The organism is Prochlorococcus marinus str. MIT 9312 (assembly GCF_000012645.1).
Classification (GTDB): Bacteria; Cyanobacteriota; Cyanobacteriia; order PCC-6307; family Cyanobiaceae; genus Prochlorococcus_A; species Prochlorococcus_A marinus_L.
The window spans coordinates 1,672,563-1,689,367 of the sequence record NC_007577.1 but is presented as its reverse complement, the minus strand read 5'-3'; the positions used below and the strand labels follow the sequence as shown (position 1 = coordinate 1,689,367).

At 31.7% G+C, this 16,805-nt stretch carries 13 protein-coding genes; 2 read left to right on the top strand and 11 right to left on the bottom strand.

Annotated elements, in window-relative coordinates; translation table 11 throughout:
- Nucleotides 1–2: 2 nt before the first annotated feature.
- Nucleotides 3–2,576: a bifunctional aconitate hydratase 2/2-methylisocitrate dehydratase gene (gene acnB / locus PMT9312_RS09240; protein WP_011377335.1), complete on the bottom strand. Its 2,574-nt coding sequence runs from the start codon at nucleotides 2,574–2,576 to the stop codon at nucleotides 3–5.
- Between the two features lie 97 nt (nucleotides 2,577–2,673).
- On the opposite strand from acnB, the gene PMT9312_RS09235 reads away from it, so the two are divergent.
- The gene (locus tag PMT9312_RS09235) at nucleotides 2,674–3,741 is read left to right on the top strand and encodes a 3-deoxy-7-phosphoheptulonate synthase (RefSeq protein ID WP_011377334.1); all 1,068 of its coding nucleotides are present in this window, start codon (nucleotides 2,674–2,676) and stop codon (nucleotides 3,739–3,741) included.
- On the opposite strand, the gene PMT9312_RS09230 is transcribed toward PMT9312_RS09235, so the two are convergent.
- The 4 genes from PMT9312_RS09230 to PMT9312_RS09215 all read right to left on the bottom strand — a co-directional run bounded on the left by PMT9312_RS09230 (nucleotide 3,734) and on the right by PMT9312_RS09215 (nucleotide 8,955).
- Entirely contained in the window at nucleotides 3,734–4,375 is a 642-nt protein-coding gene (locus PMT9312_RS09230; RefSeq protein ID WP_011377333.1) for a diacylglycerol/polyprenol kinase family protein, read from the bottom strand. The genes PMT9312_RS09235 and PMT9312_RS09230 overlap by 8 nt on opposite strands.
- Nucleotides 4,376–4,380: 5 nt before the next feature.
- The gene (locus PMT9312_RS09225) at nucleotides 4,381–5,400 is read right to left on the bottom strand and encodes an RpoD/SigA family RNA polymerase sigma factor (protein WP_011377332.1); all 1,020 of its coding nucleotides are present in this window, start codon (nucleotides 5,398–5,400) and stop codon (nucleotides 4,381–4,383) included.
- A gap of 208 nt (nucleotides 5,401–5,608) precedes the next feature.
- Nucleotides 5,609–7,687: a polyphosphate kinase 1 gene (ppk1, locus tag PMT9312_RS09220; RefSeq protein WP_011377331.1), complete on the bottom strand. Its 2,079-nt coding sequence runs from the start codon at nucleotides 7,685–7,687 to the stop codon at nucleotides 5,609–5,611.
- Nucleotides 7,687–8,955, bottom strand: a complete 1,269-nt coding sequence (locus PMT9312_RS09215) for an MFS transporter (RefSeq protein WP_011377330.1) — start codon at nucleotides 8,953–8,955, stop codon at nucleotides 7,687–7,689. Before PMT9312_RS09215 ends, ppk1 begins: the two co-directional genes overlap by 1 nt.
- A 57-nt stretch (nucleotides 8,956–9,012) precedes the next feature.
- Between PMT9312_RS09215 and cobA the strand changes: the two genes are divergently transcribed.
- A complete protein-coding gene (cobA, locus tag PMT9312_RS09210; protein ID WP_011377329.1) occupies nucleotides 9,013–9,816 on the top strand; it encodes a uroporphyrinogen-III C-methyltransferase in 804 nt (267 codons plus the stop codon).
- On the opposite strand, the gene PMT9312_RS09205 is transcribed toward cobA, so the two are convergent.
- The 6 genes from PMT9312_RS09205 to aspS all read right to left on the bottom strand — a co-directional run bounded on the left by PMT9312_RS09205 (nucleotide 9,789) and on the right by aspS (nucleotide 16,782).
- Nucleotides 9,789–10,616: an aminotransferase class IV gene (locus PMT9312_RS09205; RefSeq protein ID WP_011377328.1), complete on the bottom strand. Its 828-nt coding sequence runs from the start codon at nucleotides 10,614–10,616 to the stop codon at nucleotides 9,789–9,791. The genes cobA and PMT9312_RS09205 overlap by 28 nt on opposite strands.
- Nucleotides 10,613–11,926: an anthranilate synthase component I family protein gene (locus PMT9312_RS09200; protein WP_011377327.1), complete on the bottom strand. Its 1,314-nt coding sequence runs from the start codon at nucleotides 11,924–11,926 to the stop codon at nucleotides 10,613–10,615. The genes PMT9312_RS09205 and PMT9312_RS09200 overlap by 4 nt, the downstream gene beginning before the upstream one ends.
- Nucleotides 11,923–12,597, bottom strand: a complete 675-nt coding sequence (gene queC, locus PMT9312_RS09195; RefSeq protein WP_011377326.1) for a 7-cyano-7-deazaguanine synthase QueC — start codon at nucleotides 12,595–12,597, stop codon at nucleotides 11,923–11,925. The genes PMT9312_RS09200 and queC overlap by 4 nt, the downstream gene beginning before the upstream one ends.
- Before the next feature lie 6 nt (nucleotides 12,598–12,603).
- Nucleotides 12,604–13,275 carry a 7-carboxy-7-deazaguanine synthase QueE gene (locus PMT9312_RS09190; RefSeq protein WP_036924377.1) on the bottom strand — a complete coding sequence of 224 codons (672 nt, stop codon included), beginning with the start codon at nucleotides 13,273–13,275 and terminating at the stop codon, nucleotides 12,604–12,606.
- A gap of 24 nt (nucleotides 13,276–13,299) precedes the next feature.
- The gene (locus tag PMT9312_RS09185) at nucleotides 13,300–14,910 is read right to left on the bottom strand and encodes a CTP synthase (RefSeq protein ID WP_011377324.1); all 1,611 of its coding nucleotides are present in this window, start codon (nucleotides 14,908–14,910) and stop codon (nucleotides 13,300–13,302) included.
- A 75-nt stretch (nucleotides 14,911–14,985) separates the two neighbouring features.
- On the bottom strand, nucleotides 14,986–16,782 hold the full coding sequence (aspS, locus tag PMT9312_RS09180) for an aspartate--tRNA ligase (protein ID WP_011377323.1): 1,797 nt from the start codon (nucleotides 16,780–16,782) through the stop codon (nucleotides 14,986–14,988).
- Between the last annotated feature and the right edge of the window lie 23 nt (nucleotides 16,783–16,805).

Genomic DNA, 16,805 nt, shown 5'->3' with positions numbered 1-16,805 from the left:
GATTACTTTGTCAAGCTGAAATCGTGTATTTCATCAAATTGAAGATAGCGATAAAGTTCATCTGAATATGGATTAATTTTATTTTTAGTAATATCCTGATATTCTTCAACTTCAGGTATTTTTCCAAGTAGTGCGCAAACTGCTGCTAATTCAGCGCTGCCTAAAAAGACTTGTGCATTCTTGCCAAGTCTATTGTCAAAATTTCTTGTACTTGTAGAAAATACTACAGAACCTTCATCTACTCTGGCTTGATTTCCCATACATAAAGAACAGCCTGGTAACTCTAACCTTGCACCACAATCTTCGAATATTTTATAGTAGCCTTCAGCTTTTAGAGTTTCTTCATCCATTTTTGTTGGTGGACAAATCCATAATTTAGATTTTAAATTTTGTACACCTTCAAGAACTTTCGCAGCTGCCCTGTAATGACCAATATTTGTCATGCAAGAACCTATAAAAACCTCGTCAATATTTGTATTTGCAACATCAGTGATTTCTTTTACATTATCTGGATCGTTAGGGCAAGCAACTATAGGTTGTGTAACTTTTGCTAATTCAATTTCAATGATTTCTTCATACTTGGCGTTCTTATCTGGCTGAATTAATTTAGGTTTTTTTAACCAATTTTTCATATCATTGATTCTTCTTGAAATCGATTTTGAATCTTCATAATTGCTCTCAATCATTTTTTCTAGTAGGCAAATATTGCTTCTTAAGTACTCTTGAACAGTTTCTTGGGATAAAAGTATGGTGCTACCAGCGCATGAGCGTTCTGCAGTAGCATCAGTAAGTTCAAAAGCTTGTTCAAGTTTTAGGTTTGGTAATCCCTCAATTTCCATAATTTTACCGTTAAATATATTTTTCTTATTTTCTTTCTCAACAGTTAAGAGTCCTTTTTTAATTGCGAATAGAGGGATTGCATTTACTAAATCTCTCAGAGTAATTCCTGGTAATAATTCCCCCTTAAATTTAACCAGTACAGATTCCGGCATATTTAATGGCATTGATCCTATTGCAGCGGCAAAGGCAACAATGCCCGAGCCTCCAGGAAATGAAATGCCAAGAGGAAATCTTGTATGACTATCTCCACCTGTGCCAACAGTATCGGGGAGCAGCATTCTGTTAAGCCAACTATGAATTATGCCGTCTCCAGGCTTAAGAGCTACTCCACCTCTTTGAGATATAAAATCAGGTAATTCTTTATGGGTAACTAGATCTACTGGTTTAGGATATGCAGCTGTATGACAAAAACTTTGCATCACTAAATCTGCAGTAAATCCTAAACAAGCTAGTTCTTTTAGTTCATCTCTAGTCATTGGCCCAGTAGTATCTTGACTACCAACCGTGGTCATAATTGGCTCACAGGTCATTCCTGGCCTAACTCCATCTAAACCGCATGCTTTGCCTACTATTTTTTGAGCTTGAGTAAAGCCGGCAGTACTTTCGGTTGGATTTTGTGGTCTGGTAAATATTTCACTTGGTTGATAATTTAATTTGGTTCTAATTTTGTCCGTAAGAGATCTTCCAATCATAAGATTAATTCTTCCGCCAGCTTGAATTTCATCAGTAAGAGTTGATGGATACAAGTCGAATTTGCTTATTAATTCTTCAGTATTCGAGTCTTGTTCAATTTTTTTAATAATGCCTTTATAAGGATATATTTTAATAACATCTCCTGTTTTCATATGAGATACGTCAGCTTCTATAGGTAAAGCACCTGAATCTTGTGCAGTATTAAAGAAAATTGGGGCTATTTTGTTGCCAATTATTATTCCACCTGTTTTTTTGTTTGGAACATAAGCGATATCTTCTCCTATATGCCAAATGAGTGAATTAATAGCAGATTTTCTAGAACTCCCTGTTCCAACAACATCTCCAACATAAGCTATCGGTAAATTTTGTTTTTTTAAATTATCAAGAATCTTTAGTCCATCAGGTATTTTAAATTCCAACATAGCTAACGCATGCATCGGAATATCCGGGCGTGTTGTTGCATGTACAGCCGGAGATAAGTCGTCTGTGTTTGTCTCACCGTCAACTTTAAATACTAAACAAGTAATCTCTTTCTCCAGAACTTTTTTATTTTTGAACCATTCTGCATTTGCCCAACTATTTACAACCTCTTTTGCATAAATATTATTTTGAGATAATTCATAAATTTCATTAGCTGAGTCGTAAACAAGAATAATATTTTTTAAAACTTCTGCCGCTTTTTTAGCAAGTAAACTATTTTCTCCTTTAAGTATTTCAACTAAAGAATTTACATTGTATCCGCCTATCATTGTTCCTAGTATTTCAATTGCTTTTTCGGGATTGATTGATTTGCAATATTTTTCGGAATTAACAATAGCCGTAAGCCAGCTTGCTTTTACATAAGCAGCCTCATCAACTCCTGGTGGTACTCTATTTATTAGTAAATCAAGTAAATAAGATGAATCATAAGTATTATCTTGTTCCAATAATTTTGTAATACAATTTGTTTGCTCAGCATTTAAAGGTAAAGGAGGTATACCCTTGGTAGCTCTTTCAGCTACGTGATCTGCATAATCTTTTAGCAATGTTTCCAAATTCTTCATTAGTAAGGTTTAATGCCTAATCTATTGTTATTTTTAATATTGAAAAGGAGAGTATTCATAAATGCTTTTTTAAATATTCAAACTTCTTAATTAATCAATGACGACATCATCAAATAATTCTGCTTTAGAAAAGACATCAGATTTACATGTTGTTGAAACACGTCCATTAATACCTCCAAGCAGATTACATAATGATATACCTTTAGATCACGCCTCTGCTAATACAGTATCTAAAACAAGAAGATCGATACAAAATATTTTGCATCATAATGATCAGAAGCTTTTAGTCATTGTGGGTCCATGTTCAATTCATGATTTAGAGGCGGCAAAAGAATATTCAAAATATATTGAAAACTTTCGAGAAATTTATAAAGATAAATTAGAAATAATCATGAGAGTATATTTTGAGAAACCAAGAACAACTATTGGTTGGAAGGGATTGATAAATGATCCTCATCTAGATAATTCTTATGATATTAATACTGGATTAAGAAGGGCAAGAAGTTTACTTTCATATTTAGCAACTCGTGGAATTCCTTCTGCTACAGAATTACTAGATCCAATTGTTCCTCAATATATTGCCGATTTAATAAGTTGGACAGCCATAGGCGCGCGGACTACTGAAAGTCAGACTCATCGGGAAATGGCATCAGGATTATCAATGCCTATAGGTTTTAAAAATGGTACAGATGGTTCTTTTACTACTGCAATAAATGCAATGCAGTCAGCTTCAAAATCTCATCATTTTTTAGGTGTAAATCAAAATGGAATGGCTTCTATTGTTAATACAACAGGGAATCCAGATGGACATATAGTTTTAAGAGGCGGTTCAAAAGGCCCAAATTTTGAAAGTGAACATGTTAAAAGAATTTCCTCTGAATTGAAGCAATCTCATCTTCCCCATAAAGTGATGATTGATTGTAGTCATGGGAATTCCAATAAAGATTTCCGAAAACAGTCGGAAGTGCTAAAAAATATAGCTTCTCAAATTAGCAATGGTGAAAAAAATATTTTAGGAGTTATGCTTGAAAGTCATTTGAAGGAGGGAAATCAAAAACTTTTAAAAAAAGAGGATCTTCAGTTTGGCAGAAGCATTACAGATGCATGCATAGATATAGAAACAACAAAAGAATTACTCGCTATTTTGTACAATTCACTTAGTTAGTTATAAAAAAATTAAAAAATAATGCTGAAGAAATTGGAACAATGAAATTATCTATTCCTAAAACACTAAATTGTTCGAGCAAAGTCGCAAAAAAAGCTATTGTAAAATAATTTAAATTTAAACTATTTTGTTGGGAGTATCCTATTGAGCAAACTACTATAAAACTTGTTAAAAACATTGTCATAGTGCCAAATAAAGATTTTTTTTGTTTAAAAAAAATCCAACTCTTTGAGTTAAAGCTTTTTCCTATTAACCCAGCTAATCCATCACCAAAAGTCATTATGAAAAATCCACTAATTAATGCATATGGATCTTTATCCCAGAAAAGATAAATCAAAATAAATAAACTTAGACAATAAAATAATGTTCCATAACTCTTTCTATCAACATCCTCAATTGTTGGAAATAATTTATAGGTGTAATTGATGAAAACCATTAATGAAACAATTCCTGTAAAAATTAGAGCAGAATTTTGATTAATTTTTAAAAATTGCGCAATTGGTATTAAAGGTCCTATTCCAATATGTATTATTTTTCTGACGATTTCTCTGCTATCTTCATTATATTTTTTAAAAACTATTGATATTAAAAAAATTGAAAATAAATATAATAAAATTACAGTAAATTTTATCAATTTTGTTAAGCTGCTTTTTGATGAGTTGTCATTACTCTAAGTTTTAATATTGCTTTAGCTTCTAGTTGCCTTACTCTTTCTCGTGAAACATTAATTTGTCTTCCTATTTCTGCGAGTGTTAATGGTTCTTCACCATCTAGGCCAAATCTGAGCTTCATTATTTTTTGTTCTCTTTCATTTAATTGAGAAAGCCAAGTTCCTAAATGCTCTTTTTGAATAGTTCTATCCATACCTTCCATAGGCTCTTCACAGTTTGGATCAGGAATGAGTTCACCAAGAGTACTTCTATCTTCTTCGCCTCTTGCGTGAGCATCTAGGGAAGCGCAAGGAGCACTTTGAGAAATTAAATCTTCTAAATCTTTTTGATCAATTCCCATTTCAGTTGCCATTTCCAATCTGGTAGGTTGTCTACCAAATTTATGTGATAATTCTCTAGAGACTCTTCTCATTTTGGAGAGTTTTTCACTTATGTGAATAGGCAAACGGATTGTTCTTGCACTGTTATCAATAGCCCTTGTCATTCCTTGCCTAATCCACCAGTAAGCATAAGTTGAGAATTTATATCCCATAGCAGGATCAAATTTATCTACAGCTCTTTCAAGGCCAATAGCTCCTTCCTGGACAAGGTCTAATAATTCAAGGCCTTGGTTTTGGTATTTTTTTGCAACGGAGACAACAAGTCTTAGATTAGCTGCCATCATTCTATCTCTGGCTCTTTTTCCAATCTTAATTTGATAAAGATTTCGTTGCGTTCTATCAGTTTCAGGAATTTGTAGCAACTTTTTCATGTTCTGAACATGATGAGCTAACTCTATTTCCTCTGCTGGAGTCAAAAGAGGTACTCTACCAATGCTACTTAAGTAATAGCCAATAGAATCTGAAGCGAGTCTGCCAGATTTTTTTTGGCTTTGTTTTGCCGTAAGACTGGATTTCGATTTGCGAGACTTGCCCGCAGTGTTTGGTAATCTTGGCTCATCAAAATTATTATCTGAAGAGCTTTTCGCAGATTCCAGAGGGATCCCCATCACCCTGGCCTCCTAAATAATGGATTTTTTAAAAAGCTAGCACTGAAATTGAAATAAAAACTACTTTTACGTTGAAATTTTAAAGACAAAAAATTCCTTTTTAATGCTTATTTCTTGAAATCCATTGATATGAAAGGATTTTAGAAAAATTAAAAAAATTTAAAATATTAAGTATTTTTTTTAAATGTTGTAAAAATCAATATTAATTTTATTTTTCTATGAGGTCAATTTGCGAACGATTATCCGATGAATCTAATTCATATTTAGAATAAGAACCATCTTCCTTCATTATCCAAGAAAAGTAATCATCTTTAATGTAGGTTTGCAAAAGCGAGTATATTTTAGATTTCAATTCATAATCCTCTATCGGAGTAACAGCTTCTATTCTTCTATCAAGATTTCTTCTCATCCAATCTGCACTCCCAATAAAAACCTCATTATCACCGTTATTACAAAACCAAAAAATTCTTGAGTGTTCAAGAAAATGGCCAATAATGCTTATGACTTTAATATTTTCACTTAAATTTTTTCTTTGGGGATACAAGCAACAAATACCTCTAATGATAAGACTAATTTTTACACCTGAGTCTGAAGCTAAATAAAGAAGTTTAATTATTTCTGGGTCGACTAAAGAATTCATTTTTGCAATTATTTCGGCTTTTTTGCCTTCCTCTGCATTTTTAATTTCTCTCTTTATCAGAAATATAAATTTCTCTCTCATCGATGAGGGAGAAACTAATAACTTTTGATAACTTTTTTGTTTAGAAAAACCTGATAAGTAGTTAAATAACTCAAGTAAATCTGATGCAATATCAGGATCAGTTGAAAGTAATCCTAAATCTGTATAAAACTTTGAAGTATTAGAGTTATAATTTCCCGTCCCAATATGGAAATAATTCCTTAATCTTCCTTTTTCTTTTCTTACTATTAAAGCTATTTTTGTATGTGTTTTAAATCCTATGATTCCATATACAACATGAATTCCAGCTTGTTCAAGCTGTTTTGCCCATTGAATATTATTGTCTTCATCAAATCTTGCTTTTAGTTCAACAAGAGTCATTACTTCTTTTCCATTCTCTGCAGCTCTCATTAAAGCTGCAATGATAGGCGAATCCTTGGAAACTCGATATAAAGTAATTTTTATAGCCATTACAAGTGGATCATCAGCTGCTTTGTTTATAAACTCTTCAACTGAAGTTTTAAATAAGTCGTATGGATGATGAAGCAGAATATTTTTTTTTCTAAGTATATTAAAAATCGAATTGCGGTTTTTGTTGGAAGGTAAATCTAAATTGTTTAATTTTGGGTGAGTTTTCCCAATTAGTAGATTTTCTTTTAAATCATCTCTATTAATTTTTGTAAGCTGATTTAAATCGTCAAGTCCTAAAAAACTTTTGCAAAAGTAAATATATTCTTTTTGTATTGAGATACTTTCAATGAGTAATTTCAGAATATTTTCTGGCATATCCGATTCAACTTCTAATCTAACTACGTCTCCACCTAATCTTCTCTTTTGCAAACTTTGTTCAACTGCTAAAAGAAGATCATCAGCTTCAAGTTCTTTTAATTCTAAATCTGCATCCCTTGTCACTCTAAAAAAAGAGTAATTTATACATTCCATTCCGTTAAATAAAGTATTTATATTATTCCCAATTAAATCTTCAACACTTATGAAAAAATATGTACTTTCATCATCATATTCAATCATTTCATTTGGAATTTGTATAAATCTATTGATATTTTTTGTTGGTATTTTCACTCTGACAAACTGATTTTTAGAATCTTCCCCATCCCTTATTAGAGCTGCCAAATTTAGACTTAAATTACTTATAAAAGGAAACGGATGTGCTGGATCAACAACTAATGGAGTTAATAAAGGGAAAATAGATGAAGAAAAGTAGTTATCGCACCAATTTCTTTGATTTTCATTTAGGTCCTTATATTTTTTTAAAATTACACCTTTTTCTTTTAATTCATTATTTAATTCATTATTTATGTAGTTTTCTTGTAGGGCAGTTAAATTCTTTACTTCTTTATTGATTTTTGTTAATTGCTCTTTAGGGGTAAGTCCATCAATACTTTTTTTTGTAATACCTGCTTCAACTTGAGCTTTTAATGAAGCTACCCTTACCATAAAAAATTCATCTAGATTATTACTAAAAATTGAACAAAATTTTACTTTATCTAGGATTTTGTATTCCTTTTCCATTCCAGTTAGGAGTACTCTTTTATTGAACTTAATCCAACTTAATTCTCTATTAATAAAAACATCAGCCTGTCTTTTCATTAAAATACTTTTGATTTTTGATTCTTAAAAGAATTATTATTTTTACCCTCTGCAATAAGGTATATCATGAAAATTAAGATAACGGAACCAGCTATAAAAGGTGATTTAGGACCAAAACTATCATAAACCCTTCCGGCCATTGCAATTCCTAAGACTCCTCCAAGACTCTGTAGACCCTGAAGGTTACTTAAAATTGATCCTTGTTTATCAACGTCTAATTTCTTTGATATTAGTGCTCTTAAGGTGGGAGTAATTAACCCTGCCCCAACGGCTAAAAATGAAACAGCTGAATAAATATTAATTGTCGCATTTTCTTTTGGAGCAGTTATTAAAAGAGCACATGCCACAAGAATGAAGCCTGATCCAATAAGTGTTAATCGCATTTCGCCAAATTGCTTTACCAGAGGTCCAATTAGTCCTCCCTGAACGATAATTGCAATGATTCCTACTACAACAAGAGTTCCACTTGATGCTTTGGTCGTCCAGTTTAAAGATTCTTGAAGGAAAAATATAAGGATATTGGTCAATCCAGTAAAAGCAATAAAGTAAATAAAAAAAGCTAATGATAATTTTTTAATCTTTTCTTCTTTGAAAACTTTAAATAGCTCTTTTATAGGGTTTTTAAAAATAGTTGTTGATTTATTTGAGTCACTATTAGGCTTGGTTTCTGGCAAGTAAAAAAATACAAGGAGGAAATTGATTATTGGAATGATTGAGGCTATCAAAACTGGAATAATAAAATTATTATTTGTATTTTTTGCAAAAATTACAACAAAAATATTACCCAAGAAAAAACTTAAACCAAAAGCTACACCAATAAGACCAAATGTTTTTGCTCTTTTTTCAGGGCTTGAAATATCTGCAAGAATTGTTGTTGCAGTAGCTGCAGTCCCCCCACTTAAACCGTCAATTAGTCGCGCTAAAAATAATAAAAATAACGGGATAGAGGCTATTGAATTTGACCAATTAAAAAGAACCGTAAAAGATAATATTGATATTCCTATTACTGAACCAGTAATACAAAAAAGAGTGACAGGTCTTCTTCCATATCTATCACTCATAATTCCTATAAAAGGAGAAGCTGTAAATTGAGCTAATTGGTAAGTGCAGGATAATAAACCATATGTACTTGCTTTAGAGTCAAAAAGTAAAACAAAAGAGGGTAATATGGGTAACAGTATACTTTCACTTAAACGATCATTGAGAAGAGTGATAAACGCACTAAGGAGAGTAAATTTTTTATTTGGTTTTAATAAACTTTCTTTCACAATATTTACCTTCATTACGATTAACTTCTACTACCATACTTGTTAATGGAGATTATTGTGCCTGGCATTGTTTATTTAGTTGGAGCAGGTCCTGGTGACCCTGAGCTTTTAACTTTAAAAGCTTTACGTCTAATAAAAAATTGTGATGCATTAGTTCATGATGCTTTAATCCCGGATGAAATAACAAAAGAGGCAGGAAAAAATACAGAAATTTACCATGTAGGTAAAAGAGCGGGGAAGTGTTCTGTACCTCAGATTGAAACTAATGCTCTTATTTTGAAATTGTCAAAAGAAGGCAAAAATGTTGTAAGGCTTAAAGGAGGAGATCCATTTGTCTTTTCTAGGGGTGGTGAAGAAGTATCGTTTTTAGAAAAAAATGGAGTTTCAGTTGAAATAGTTCCTGGGATTACTTCTGGTATAGCTGCTCCCACATATTTTGGTATTCCACTTACCCATAGAGATGCTGCGAGTTCTGTAACTTTCGTCACTGGCCATGAGCATGTTGATAAGGATAAAAAGAGCGTCAATTGGAGAGATTTAGCTAAATCTTCAGATAGCTTAGTTATTTTTATGGGTATAAAAAATATTGAATTTATTGTAGAGGAATTAATTTTAGGCGGCTTATGTAAGAATACAAAATGCGCTGTAATTCAGGAAGCTACTTTGAAAAATCAAAAATGTTTTATAGAGAAATTAGATAATCTCGTAGATAAAATCAAAGATAAAGAATTTTTAGCTCCATCAATTATCATTATTGGAAAAATTGTTGAATATAAAGTCAATAACAATATCACTAAAGTATCTGATGTCTATTTACCAGATATTAATAAAGTTCAACTATATAATAAATCCCAAAAGTAAATTGGATCGAATTTAGGTTGAAGCTTTAAATCATTAACTTGATTAATTTGTCTGCAAGATAAGCTATTTATTGCAACTATTACGTCATCATTTTGAAATTCTGGACAAATTAATTCTTCTTTTACAATTTTTAATTTTATAGCTTTAGAAACCATAATCCCCTCTAAACAGCCGCTCTCTTTTCTAGGTGTTATCCATTGATTATTTCTTTGAATTAGAAGATTAAATGTACTTCCACAACAAAGTTCACCTGACGTATTCAAAAGGATAGAATCATCGAATGATTTTTTATTAGCCTCTGTCAAAACTTGTATTGCCTGATTATATGAAAATGTTTTGCATTTACTTATAAGACTGAATTCATTTATTTTTTCCGTTTGACTAATAAAAACGCTTATCGGATTAAAATTTGGTTTTATTCTATAGAATTCAAGCCATAAATTATCTAAATATTTTGTCTCTAAAGTGCTGTTAATTGTTAGTGCTCGTCCTTGATTAGTTCCTCGACTATAGTTTATTCTTACTGAAGCAAATTGATCCTTCTTAAGCGACAAATTTCTAATTCCATCATTAATAAGTTGTCTCAAAGTTAATTTATTTATTTTGAGATTAATATTTAAAATTTTGCTACTTTTTTCTAACCTTTTCAGATGTTCATCAAAAAGAACAGGTTTGTTTTCCTTTATTAAAATGGTTTCAAATATACCATCAGCAAATTTTAATCCTCTATTATTAGCAGCAAAAAATATTCTATCAATATCTAACCATTGATCCTTGTGCCAGCCTAATGTTTCTATCATTTTAGTGAATCAATTAATGGTAAAAGTTTCCACTTTAGTTCATTAGTTTCCTCTTCAGGATTAGAGTCAATAACTATTCCGCAACCAGCATATATATTGATTTTTTTGTCTTTAATTAAAAATGATCTTATTAGTATATTGCTGTCAAACTCCCCATTCCAGTCAAGCTTCAAAAATGAGCCACAATATGGTCCGCGGTCATATTCTTCTAATTCAAAAAGTCTTTGGCATGATCTTAATTTAGGTGCTCCAGTTATAGAGCCCCCAGGCCAACAAGCTTTTAGTAAATCAATCCAGTTCTTGTCTTTTTTTAATTTTCCTCTGATTACTGAAGTTAGATGATGAACTTTTAAGAAACTTTCAAGTTTTAATATTTCTGGCACCATAATGCTTCCTGTTTCGCAAACTTTACTTAAATCATTTCTTATTAGGTCAACAATCATAATATTTTCGGCTCTATCTTTTTCGTTCGTTATTAAATCGATAGCATTAAGTGCGTCTTGATTTAAATCCTTATCCCTGGATCTAGTTCCTTTGATAGGTCTTGATTCTACAAAATTTTTATTATCTATTTTTATAAATCTTTCTGGCGAGGTAGATAATACCGCCTCTTTATAATTATCATTTACTATTATTCCTCCGAAGGGAGCTCTTAATTTCCTTCTTATTTTTAAATAAATATCAAGAGGACTATGGTTTTTGGAAGATTTAATTTCGCATTTAGTAGTTAGGTTTGCTTGAAATAAATCTCCTAATGAGATTAACTTTTTTAAGTGTAAAATATTTTCCTGAAATTTTTCAGTCATTTTTTCCAAATTGATTTTTGAAAAATCGAAATTCAAATTTGTTTTTATAACATTCTTTTCTTCTAAAATATTTATATTATTAATTATATTTTGATAATTTATCAGTTCATCTGATTTGGTGCCTTCGATAATTATTTCTTTTTTTATTAGGTTGCATTTAATGATTGGATCATATGATGCAATCCATAAAGTTGCCATTGCAGATTGTCGCCAAGGGTTTTTGGGTTCAATGTATGCACCAGCCTCATAACTTAACCATCCAATCCAAAATCCTTTATTAATATCTTTTAAATTGTTAAAGGGATTATTATTTTTGTCTAAGTTATTTATATCTCTTGATTGGATTATTTTTTTTGGTTTAATCCCTATTATTGACCATTCACCATTTTCTTTGCCATCACTGTCTAACCAAGCTAATCCTTTATCTCCAAATTTTTTTGTTAGATGGTACGTAATTAGTTCTGGATCTACCCATCTTTTTAAAAGTATTGTTTTTATTTTCATTTTTTATTTTTATTATTGAGCCATTTTTTATAAGCGGTATTCCTAATTCTGCAACTATCACACTTTCCGCATGGTTTTGCATCACCTGAATAACAACTCCATGTTTTATCTAAAGGGACATGATTATCCATAGCTAATTGAATAATTTGTTCTTTATTTAAATCTAATAAAGGCGTCCAAAGTTTTATTGGGTTATTTTCTCTTCCTCTTTTGTTGGCAAGATCTGCTAATTCTTGAAATTTTTTAATGTAGTCAGGTCTGCAATCTGGATAACCAGAATAATCAAGTGCATTAACTCCTAAGCCTATAAAATCAGCATCTATTGCTTCTGCGTAACTTAGTGCGACGGAAATGAATATAGTATTTCTCCCAGGAACATAAGTATTAGGAATTTTATTAGTTTGAACTCCCTCTGTAGGAATATTTTTCTTAGTATCAGTTAATGAAGAGCCTCCCCATAAAGATAAGTCAAGTTTAATGATTTTAAATTCTTGGATATCAAAGTGTTTTGCAATAGTTGATGCAGAGTGTAATTCTTTTTTATGGCGTTGACCGTAGTCAAATGAAAGGCCAAAAATTTTAGCTTCGGATTTTTTTGCGATACTAGTCACAGTAGAGGAATCTAATCCTCCCGATAACAAAACTACTATTGATTTATTTTTAAGAGTCATATAATTTCATTTAATTTTCAAGTATTTGTGAGTTTGAAGGCTCAATTTCCAATCGGGGTTATTTTTTACGAAATCAATAGCAAGAGAAAACCCATCTTTATTGTTCCAAGCTGGTTGTAAATAAAAAATTTTATCTTCTTTTTTTAAGCTATCTTCTATTTTTGAGAATTCATATTGTTTTAAAATTTCTTTTTTTATTTGGATCGCAAATTCAATATCTTCTTTTTCATTTATGATTATTTTTATTTCATTACAGTTTTTTAAAAAATAATTTTTTGGAGGTGAGTGTCTTTTAGGAGATAAAGTAATCCAGTCATAACTTCCTGATATCGAATTTACTCCACTTGTTTCAATATGAATTTTCATTGAGTTTTGCTCTTTTCCCATCTTCATTTGCTTTATGGCTTTGCAAAACTTATCCAAGTTATGTTGTAATGGTTCGCCACCTGTAATAACGCAAAAGGACGCCCCTTGCTCCCTGGCAATTTTTATTCGGTCTATTATTTTTTCAATTGATACTGAGGGGTATTTATTCTCATCCCATGAATGCTTGGTGTCGCACCATGAGCACCCAACTTCACAACCAGCTAATCTTACAAAAAAAGCACTTTTCCCAGCATGATAGCCTTCACCTTGTAATGAATGAAATTGTTCGACTAAGGGTAAAAAATTTGTCATTTTCATTCAAACAAATAAGGAATATTAATTTGATTGAGTTAAGTTTTCTTGAGAGGATTTTATTAAGCCTTTAAATAAAGGATGAGGTTTGCCAGGTCTTGATAAAAACTCAGGATGATATTGACATGCCAAAAAATAAGGATGATTGTCTAACTCAATTAACTCTACTAGTCTGCCATCTGGAGATGTACCACTAATTTTGTATCCAGAATTTAAAAAACTTTGCTTGTAGTAATTATTAAATTCGTATCTATGTCGATGTCTCTCATAAATAACATCTTCATCATACAATTTTTTCCCAATTGTATTATTTGTCAATCTACATGGATAAACTCCAAGTCTCATTGTCCCGCCTAAATCAACTACATCTTCCTGTTCTGGTAATAAATGTATAACTGGATTGGGAGTTTTTGGGTCTAGTTCCGAACTAGATGCATCTGGAAGATTCGCTACATTTCTAGCCCATTCTATAACTGCACATTGCATACCAAGGCACAGGCCTAAAAATGGAATTTTATTCTCTCTTGCGAATTTTATAGCCGAAATTTTGCCATTAACTCCCCTATTTCCAAAGCCCCCAGGTACGACAATCGCATCCACTTCATTCAAGTAAGTTTCTGCTGAATCTTTTTCTATCATTTCAGCGCTTACCCAATGTAAATCTAATAAAGCCTTTTGTTCAATGCATGCATGTCTTAAAGCTTCAACAACAGATAAATATGCATCTCCAAGTTCAATATATTTACCTACTAGAGCAACTTTTATAGGAGTTCCAGGATTTCTTAGATTGTGAACTAGTTTTTCCCAATTTTTCAAATCACATTCTTTATCTTCAAGTTCTAGATACTTCAGAGTTTCTTTGCACAAACCTTCTTTTTTTAAAGAAAGAGGAACAGAATAAATACTATCTGCGTCTAATGCTTCAATTACAGAGTTTATATTAACTCCACAAAATCCACTAAGCTTCTTTTTAAGACCTTCATTGATTGATTTGTCACTGCGACATACAAGTAAATCTGGCTGAATTCCAATTGATCTTAATTCTTTCACTGAATGTTGTGTTGGTTTAGTTTTTATTTCGCCAGAGGTTTTGATGTAAGGAAGTAATGTTACGTGGATGTATGCAACATCATTCCTATTGACATCATTTTTAAATTCTCTTATTGCCTCTAAAAAAGGTAAAGATTCAATATCACCAACTGTTCCACCAATTTCAGTAATAATAATATCCGCATTGCTGTTGGAGGCTACTCTATGAATTCTTTCTCTTATTTCTCTCGTTATGTGAGGAATTACTTGCACAGTTCCACCGTTATAACTACCTCTTCTTTCTTTATTAATAACTGCTTGATAGATAGATCCCGTAGTCACACTATTTAACCTAGTCATTGCAGTATCAGTAAATCTTTCATAGTGACCTAAATCTAAATCTGTTTCAGCCCCATCTTCGGTTACAAATACTTCTCCATGTTGGAAAGGGCTCATTGTGCCTGGATCAACATTTAGGTATGGATCTAGTTTTAATATTGAAACACTATATCCTCTAGACTTTAATAATCTCCCTAAGCTTGCAGCTACAATTCCTTTACCAATGCTAGAAACTACTCCTCCGGTGACAAAAACAAATTTTGACATTAAATATTTTTAATTAAGCACAGCCTCCTTATATTTTATTTAAACAAAAAACTTTTAGAACATCCATATATATTCTTATTCATCAATTGTTATTTCAATATCCAATTCTTTTAATTGTGATTCAGAGACATTTGAAGGTGCATTTGTGAGAAGACATTTTGCTTGTTGATTTTTTGGAAAAGCAATGGTTTCTCTGATTGAATCTGCACCAATGATCAGCATGGTAATACGATCTAATCCAAACGCTATTCCACCATGAGGAGGAGCACCCATTTCTAAGGCTTCTATTAAAAATCCAAATTTTTCATCAATCTCTTTATCAGTAAGTCCTACGGTTTTCAGAACCTCTCGTTGCAAGTTCGCTTCATGAATACGTAAAGAGCCACCTCCTAACTCCAATCCATTAAGAACTAAGTCATAAGCATTGGCTATAGAGTTCTCAATTGCTTTTTTCAAGTTTTCAGAATCTTTAGACTTTATATTTTTTGGAGAACAAAAAGGATGATGTAAAGCTTCATATCTATTTTCCTCTTCATTTCTTTCAAACAGCGGGAAATCAGTTACCCATAAGAAATTCCATTTACTTGTATCTATGAGATTTAAGTCTTTTGCGATGTATTGCCTCACTCTATCTAATGACTGGTTGACAATTTGTTTATCTCCAGCTCCCAAGAGGATTAAGTCTCCATCTTCTGCTTCTGTGATTCTTAAAATATCAGATATATGCTCTTCACTTAAATTATTTTTAATTGCCCCAATAGTCTCAAGCTCATCTCCTTTAACCCTTATAAAGGCCAAACCACCAGCTCCTGCATCTTGAGCTACTTGGAAGATATCACCTCCTGGTTTGATTCTTACGTTGCTAATACTTGAATTACCTCCTTTGACTGTTATGGATTTTATGGAACCTCCAGACTTAATTGCCTTGGTGAAAATATTAAAGCCAATATCACCTAATACTTCTCCTAAATCTTTTAGTAACATTTGATATCTAGTATCTGGTCTATCAGTGCCGTAATTATCCATTGCTGCTTGCCATTTCATTCTTGGAAAAGCATTGTCAAAATTAATATTTAACACTTCTTTCCATATTTTTTTTATAAGACTTTCATTAAAAGAAATTATTTCTTCTTCACTAATAAAGCTCATCTCAATATCTAATTGAGTAAACTCCGGCTGTCTATCTGCCCTTAAGTCTTCATCACGGAAACATTTTGCAATTTGATAATACTTGTCCAAGCCTCCAACCATTAAAAGTTGTTTAAATAGTTGTGGGGATTGAGGTAGAGCAAAAAATTCTCCATTCGAAAGACGTGAAGGAATAAGAAAATCGCGAGCGCCTTCTGGCGTTGATTTTGTTAGTAATGGAGTCTCTACTTCTGTAAATCCAAAATTATCAAGAAATTCTCTTGCAACTTTAATAATCTTATGCCTTGTTTTTAAATTTTTTAGTAATTTTCCCCTTCTTAAATCAAGGTATCTATATTTTAATCTAAGTTCCTCTTTTGTATTTTCATAATCATGTATAGAAACTGGAAAAGGTAAGTTGTTTTTGATTTGGTTGAGAATTTGCAAATCTTTAACCTTAAGCTCTAACTTTCCAGTACTTAAATTTTTATTTATTGAATCTTTGGGCCTTTCATTAATAATTCCGCTAACCATTATTACCGTCTCATTTCTTAGAGTTTCTGCCTGTTTAAATAGATTTGCTCCATCATCGGGGTTAATTGTTATTTGTAAGAATCCACTATGGTCTCTTAAATCAATAAAAATTACACCACCATGATCCCTTCTTCTATCTACCCATCCACATAGATTAACTAATTTACCAATATCTGTATTATTGAGTTCATCACAAATTTTGTTTCTCATCTAAGTATGATTTATTGATCAAT